Consider the following 6,497-nt stretch of genomic DNA (forward strand, 5'->3'; position numbering starts at 1 on the left):
CCCCGCCCTACGCTCGACCCATGCCCCGCCGCCACCTACGCGTCACCGGGGACCCGGAGTCCCCCTTGCGGGTGGCCCTGCGCGCCCTGCGCACCGAACTCGACGTGCCCGCGGGCTTCCCACCGGAGGTGGTCGCAGAGGCCGAACGGGCCGAACGGGCCGAACCCGCCGCCCGAGCTGCGCCCCCGCCGTCGTACGACGCCACGGACATCCCCTTCTTCACCGTCGCCCCGCCCGGCTCCACCGACCTCGACCAGGCGCTGCACCTGTCCCGCAGGACTGGAGGCCACGGCGGCCACGGCGGCTACCGTGGCCACAACGGCTTCGGCGGCTACCGAGTCCGGTACGCCGTCGCCGACATCGCCGCCTTCGTCGCCCCCGGCTCCGCCCTCGACGCCGAGACCCACCGCCGGGTGACGACCCTGTACTTCCCCGACGAGAAGGTGCCCCTGCACCCGCCCCGGCTCTCCGAGGACGCCGCCGGCCTGCTCCCGGAGCGGACGCGTCCCGCCGTGCTGTGGACCGTCGACCTCGACGCGGATGGCCGCGTACGGGCCACCGACGTGCGCCGCGCCCTCGTCCGCAGCCGCGCCCGGCTGAGCCACGAGGACGTGCAGAAGCAGATCGACACGGGGACCGCCGGGGAACCGGTCGCCCTCCTGGAGGAGATCGGGCAACTGCGCGAGCGGCTGGAGGTCGAGCGCGCCGGTATCTCCCTCACCGTGCCCGAACAGGAGATCGTCGAGCGGGACGGCGAGTACACGCTCACCTACCGCGCCCCTCTCCCCGCCGAGGGCTGGTACGCGCAGATTTCCCTGCTCACCGGCATGGCCGCGGCCGACCTGATGCTCGCCCACGGCACCGGCGTCCTGCGGACGCTTCCGGCCGTGCCCGGGGGAGCGGTGGGCCGGCTGCGCCGTACCGCGGCGGCCCTGCACGTGGACTGGCCGCACCACGTCTCGTACGCCCGCCTCGTCCGCTCCCTCGACCCGTACGAGCCGCGCCACGCGGCCTTCCTCCTGGAGTGCACGACACTGCTGCGTGGCGCGGGCTACACCGTCTTCCGGAACGGTGCTCTGCCCGACATCACCACGCACTCCGCCGTCGCCGCCCCCTACGCCCACTGCACGGCCCCGCTCCGGCGTCTCGTCGACCGGTACACCGCCGAGATCTGCCTCGCGGCGGCCGCGGGCGAGGAGATCCCCGACTGGGTGCTCGCCGCCCTCGACGCGCTGCCCGGGGAGATGGCCGAGGGCGCCCGTCGGGCGGACGCCGTCGAGAGCGCGTGTGTGGACATCGTCGAGGCCGCACTGCTCAGGGACCGGGTGGGGGACGTCTTCGACGGGTACGTGGTGGACCGGGCGGAACGCCGGCCCACCGTGGGCACCGTCCAGCTGGAGACCCCCGCGGTCGTCGGGCGCATCGAGGGCTACGGCGAGCAGCTGCCGCTGGGCGAGCGGCTGAGCGTACGGCTCACCCGGGCGGACCTCACGCGGACGGATCCGGAAGCGGCGAAGGTGCTGTTCGCCCCGGCTTGAGCTCCTGCCCGAGTTTCTGCCCCAGCTCCTGCGCGGGCTTCTGCCCGAGTTCCGGCCTGAGCGCCTGCCTGAGCTCCGTCACCAGGACGTCCGGCTCGTCCGCGTGGAAGCGCACCAGCCGTACGGTCCGGCTCCGCCCGAAGAAGGTCCGGTACGTGACGGGCTCGGCCAGTTCGAGGGTGATGGACGTCTGCGAGCCGACCACCAGGTCGAGTTCGCCCTCGCGCTTCTCGTGCGTGGTGCGCAGCTCGCGGTGCACGGCGGCGACGGAGGCGAGGGGCACGCTCAGGTCGACGGTGGCGAACCGGCGCAGCCGCAGGTCCGTGGCGCTGAGGACGTGCGGGCGGGTCACGGAGGACGCGTGCAGCCCGACGACCATCAGGATCGTGTAGAGGTCGACGACCAGGAAGACCAGGTGCAGGAGCGGAAAACCACGCAACAGCACGGACAACGCGGCCGTCTCGATCGCGCACACGAACCCGAACCCGAACAGCATGGCCCCCTGCCCGCGCGCGTACCCGAACCCCCGCCGCCCGTCGCCGACGCCGTGGGGCCGCCGCCCAAGCCACCGCACGATGGCGGCCAGCAAGAGCAGTTCATGCCGTACGAGGACGGAAGGGATGCGCGCGGCGGCCCTCATCGGGGTCCCTCCGTGACGATCCGCAGCGCCCGTCGGACGGCCTCGGCCTGGGCCGGGGCGAAGTCGGCGTAGAGGGCGCGCAGGAAGCTGCTGTGCTCGTCGATTCCGCCGCCGACCCCGCCACCGTCCGGGACCAGGGCCTCCGGCATGGAGCCGGCGAGCGCCAGAGCCGCCTCCTCCACCCGTGGATCGCCGGGGTCCGCGTCGGCGAGGGCGTCCAGCAGCGCGTACACCTGGTGCCACCGCTCCACCGCACCCGGCGCCTGGAAAGCGGCCCGCAGCGAGGCCAGCATGCTCTCTCGGACCTCCGGCGGAGCCGAGGTCTCGATGAACGCGAGCATCTCGCGGTCCTTCGCGGCCATGGCGGACGCGTATCCCTCGCCGTCCCTCTCGGCCATCTCCCGGAACAGGGCGGTGAGTTCGGGCGAGACGGGCCCCTCGGCGGGCAGCCGCCCCTGTTCGGCGTCGGCCATGAGCGCGCGCAGCCGCTCCCGCCGTTCCCGGATCGCGGCCTCCTGCCGCGCCAGGTCCTCGTCCAGCTCCGCGAGCACCTCGGCGAGGTCGCGCCCCGCGTCGTCCGCGAGCACGTCCCGCACCTCGGCGAGACCGAGCCCCAACTCGGTCAGCCGCCGGATCCGCGCGAGCACGACCGCGTGCCGCAGAGAGTAGTCCCGATACCCGTTCGACCGCCGCTCCGGTTCAGGCAGCAGCCCGAGGTGGTGGTAGTGCCGCACCGTACGTGTGGTGACTCCGACTGCCGTGGCCAGTTCTCCGATCCGCATGCCATCAGTAGAAACGTTGACGTTGCGGCAGGGTCAAGCCACGTCGACCCACGTGGAGACTTCGGACGTCCCCTGAGTCTTTCTCCGAGTCCTTCTCTGAACCGCCGGGCGTAGCCTTGGGCGGCCGGTGGAGGAAGGAGCGCGAAGTGAGCGGACGCGAGCAGGCCTGCTGGACCCGTGCCACCCTCGGCCGCGACGGCGGCCCGCTCGACCTGCTCACCGCCCGCTTCGCCCGCCACCGTTACGCCCCGCACGCGCACGACGAGTTCAGCGTGGGCATCTGCACGACGGGCGCGTCGTTCATCGACTACCGGGGCGGCGGCGTCCACGCGGGCCCCGGCGCGATCGTCGTCCTGGCCCCCGGCGAGGCGCACACCGGCATCGCCGACCCGCACGGCTACGCGTACCGAGCCCTGTACCCGGCCCCGTCCCTCCTGGCAGACGGCACGCTCACCGACACCCCCCACTTCCGCGCCCCCCTCATCGACGACCCGGAACTGGCCACGGCCCTGCTCTCCGCACACGCCGAACTCAGCGTCTGCCCCGACCCGTTGGAGACGGAATCCCGCCTCCCCTGGCTGCTCACCGTCCTCGCCCGCCGCCACTCCACGGCCCGCCCGGCCCCGGACACGATTCCCGGAGCGAGCACCATCGCGCGCGCCGTACGCGACCGCCTCGCCGACGAACTCCTCGCCCCGCCCTCCCTCGCCGACCTGGCCGCCGACCTGGGCCTGTCCCGCTACCAGCTCCTGCGCGCCTTCCGTACGACGACGGGGATGCCCCCGTACGCCTGGCTCGCCCAGTACCGGGTCACGCGGGCCCGCGGCCTGCTGGAGGCGGGCGGGCGCCCCGCGGAGGTGGCCGGACAGGTGGGCTTCGCGGACCAGGCGCACATGACGCGGTGGTTCAGGCGGGTGCTGGGGGTGACACCGGCGGCGTACCGCAGAGGGGTGTCCTCGAAGCTGTAGGAGCTGTAGGAGCTGTAGGAGCTGTAGGAGCTGTAGGAGCTGTAGGAGCCGTGGGGGGCCGGAGGAGGCGTGTGGCTGGGCGCGGGGGCGCAACAGCGTTCAAGACGAACTTCGACCGCGCGCCCGAAACTCACCGTATGACTGCACGAGGCTGGCTCCTCTTCTCCCTGATGGGAGTCCTCTGGGGCATCCCCTACCTGATGATCAAAGTGGCGGTGGACGCCGTGTCCCCGTCGATGGTGGTGTTCACGCGCTGCGCACTGGGAGCGGCCCTCCTGCTCCCCTTCGCCCTGCGCCAAGGGGGCCTGGCCCAGGTCCTGCGCACCCACTGGCGCCCGATGCTCGCCTTCTCCGTCATCGAGATCATCGGCCCCTGGTGGACCCTGACCGACGCCGAACGTCACCTCTCCAGCTCCACGGCGGGTCTGCTGATAGCGGGCGTACCGATCGTCGGGGTCGTCCTGGCGCGCTTCTTCGGCGACACGGAGAGGCTGGGCGTCCGCCGTGTTGTCGGCCTGGCCCTGGGACTGGCCGGAGTGGCGGTCCTCACCGCCCCGCACCTCACCGGCGGCGACGCCCGCTCCCTGGCGGAGGTGGGGGTCACGGTCCTGGGCTACGCCACGGCCCCGCTGATCATTGCCCGCCACCTGAGGCAGGTCCCCACGCTCCAGCTGATCGCACCCTGCCTCGCCCTGGCGGCCCTCGTCTACGCCCCCGCGGCAGCGGCGACGTGGCCGACGTCGATGCCCGCGCCCTCGGTCCTGGCTTCTCTCCTCGGCCTGGGCGTGATCTGCACGGCACTGGCCTTCGTCGTCTTCCTGGAACTGATCCGCGAGGCGGGCCCGACACGCTCCACCGTCTTCACGTACGTCAACCCGGCGGTGGCGGTCGCGGCAGGTGCGGTATTCCTGGACGAACAGCTCACGGCAGCCGTACTCGCCTCCTTCGCCCTCATCCTGGCGGGCTCGCTCCTGGCCACGGCGCCCGCCGGCCCGAGGGGGCGCGCACGCCGGGTAGCATGGTCGACACGGCAGACGAGCCGGGCGGACGGCCGCGTGGAGTCCCCCTGACGGGGTGCTCCCCGAGGAACGTCCGGGCTCCACAGGGCAGGGTGATGGCTAACGGCCACCCGGGGTGACCCGCGGGACAGTGCCACAGAAAGCAGACCGCCGGGGACCGTATCCGTACGGCCCTCGGTAAGGGTGAAACGGTGGTGTAAGAGACCACCAGTGCCCAGGGTGACCTGGGCAGCTAGGTAAACCCCACCCGGAGCAAGGTCAAGAGGAGCGCCGTAAAACGCGCTCTGCGCGGACGTTCGAGGGCTGCCCGCCCGAGTCCGCGGGTAGACCGCACGAGGCCGGCGGCAACGCCGGCCCTAGATGGATGGCCGTCGCCCCGAGGCCCGCGAGGACCTCGGGGAACAGAACCCGGCGTATGTCCCGACTCGTCTGTCGTTTCACATTTCAGTCGGCGCCCCGTGCCCGCTTTCCCGGTCTCGAAGTCGGCTCAGCCGTGGGTGGGTGTGGGTTCAGTCCTCGTCCATCGGTGTGAGGAAATGGCGGAATCCGTCACGTTCCCGGTGGAGCTGCCAGATGCGGTCGGCGACGGCGGCCGGGCCGCGCTCGGGGTCCTCGGCGGGGATGGCACCCGGGATGATCAGCTGGGTGACGTGGATGCCGTCCTGCTTCAACGCGTCGTGCAACGTGCTGGCGTAGGCGCTCTCGGCGGCGAAGGCCACGGACGTGCCCGCGAAATCGGTCCTGGGCCGTGCCGCGGTTCCGCCGTTGACGAAGACGAGCGTTCCACGGCCGGTGCTGCGCATGTCCTCCAGTACCTGCTGCGTGGCCGCCATGGCGCCGAACAGGGAGAACTGGAGCGCGGTCGCGAAGTCCTCGCGGCTCGTCTCCAGGACGGGACGGAGGAACTCGCGCTGCGGAAGCGGACTGTACTGGAGCACCTCGATCGGGCCGAGCGACGCCGATGCGGAGGCGAGGGCCCGCTCGACCGACTCCGGGTCGCGTACGTCCGCCGCGAAACCGCGCGCGGTGACGCCCTCGGACTCCAGCGTGGCCGCGAGCTCGTCCACGCTCGTCTGACGACGCGACAGCAGCGCGACGGCGAATCCCTCACGACCGAACCGGCGGGCCACGGCAAGGCCGACACCGGGGCCGGCGCCGATGATGGCGATGGTGGTCATCGTTCCTCTTTCTCTTTTCTCATTTCTCGCGATCACCGAAAGGCTAGGCAGTCCGCCGCACCCGAGGGAGTCACTGTCAGGCCCCGTCTCATGGTCGGAAGGAGCAGCGCGCCGCCCCGTTGCCCGGCTGCCGCGGGTCACCGATGCTTGACGCCCTCCACGGCCGCGACGGCCAGGGTCGGTTCGGTGATGGGGACGTCGCCGAATGCCTGGTCGACGGCGGTCAGTAGGTCGTCGGACAAGGTGACGCCGGATGCGGCGGCGTTGGTGTGGACCTGTTCGGGGCGGGAGGCGCCGGTGATGGCGGAGGCGCCTCGGTGCGGCGCAGGACCCAGGCGAGCGCGAGGGTGGGCATGCTCATCCCCGCCTCCC

Annotated in this window: 5 protein-coding genes, 1 other RNA gene and 2 pseudogenes; 4 read left to right on the forward strand and 4 right to left on the reverse strand. The window is 72.3% G+C overall.

Going from position 1 to position 6,497, the window contains the following annotated elements; genetic code table 11:
- The first annotated feature begins 20 nt into the window (after nt 1-20).
- On the forward strand, nt 21-1,538 hold the full coding sequence (locus tag FPZ41_RS43785; RefSeq protein WP_152870158.1) for an RNB domain-containing ribonuclease: 1,518 nt from the start codon (nt 21-23) through the stop codon (nt 1,536-1,538).
- Here FPZ41_RS43785 and FPZ41_RS43790 read toward each other — a convergent pair.
- Both FPZ41_RS43790 and FPZ41_RS43795 read right to left on the reverse strand, forming a co-directional pair.
- On the reverse strand, nt 1,489-2,178 hold the full coding sequence (locus FPZ41_RS43790; RefSeq protein ID WP_152870161.1) for a hypothetical protein: 690 nt from the start codon (nt 2,176-2,178) through the stop codon (nt 1,489-1,491). The genes FPZ41_RS43785 and FPZ41_RS43790 overlap by 50 nt on opposite strands.
- On the reverse strand, nt 2,175-2,960 hold the full coding sequence (locus FPZ41_RS43795) for a MerR family transcriptional regulator (RefSeq protein WP_131572111.1): 786 nt from the start codon (nt 2,958-2,960) through the stop codon (nt 2,175-2,177). Before FPZ41_RS43795 ends, FPZ41_RS43790 begins: the two co-directional genes overlap by 4 nt.
- 146 nt (nt 2,961-3,106) lie before the next feature.
- Between FPZ41_RS43795 and FPZ41_RS43800 the strand changes: the two genes are divergently transcribed.
- The 3 genes and pseudogenes from FPZ41_RS43800 to rnpB all read left to right on the forward strand — a co-directional run bounded on the left by FPZ41_RS43800 (nt 3,107) and on the right by rnpB (nt 5,379).
- The gene (locus FPZ41_RS43800; protein WP_322621501.1) at nt 3,107-3,928 is read left to right on the forward strand and encodes an AraC family transcriptional regulator; all 822 of its coding nucleotides are present in this window, start codon (nt 3,107-3,109) and stop codon (nt 3,926-3,928) included.
- A gap of 200 nt (nt 3,929-4,128) precedes the next feature.
- A pseudogene (locus tag FPZ41_RS50510) lies at nt 4,129-4,845 on the forward strand (DMT family transporter); the annotation flags it as partial.
- A gap of 118 nt (nt 4,846-4,963) precedes the next feature.
- Nucleotides 4,964-5,379, forward strand: an RNA gene (gene rnpB / locus FPZ41_RS43820) — RNase P RNA component class A.
- 77 nt (nt 5,380-5,456) lie between these two features.
- On the opposite strand, the gene FPZ41_RS43825 is transcribed toward rnpB, so the two are convergent.
- Together FPZ41_RS43825 and FPZ41_RS43830 are read right to left on the reverse strand one after the other, a co-directional pair.
- Entirely contained in the window at nt 5,457-6,125 is a 669-nt protein-coding gene (locus FPZ41_RS43825) for an SDR family NAD(P)-dependent oxidoreductase (protein ID WP_152870167.1), read from the reverse strand.
- A 137-nt stretch (nt 6,126-6,262) separates the two neighbouring features.
- Nucleotides 6,263-6,497 (reverse strand): annotated as a pseudogene (locus tag FPZ41_RS43830) (hypothetical protein); the annotation flags it as partial.

Source organism: Streptomyces acidicola (genome assembly GCF_009377235.1).
GTDB classification, from domain to species: Bacteria; Actinomycetota; Actinomycetes; order Streptomycetales; family Streptomycetaceae; genus Streptomyces; species Streptomyces acidicola.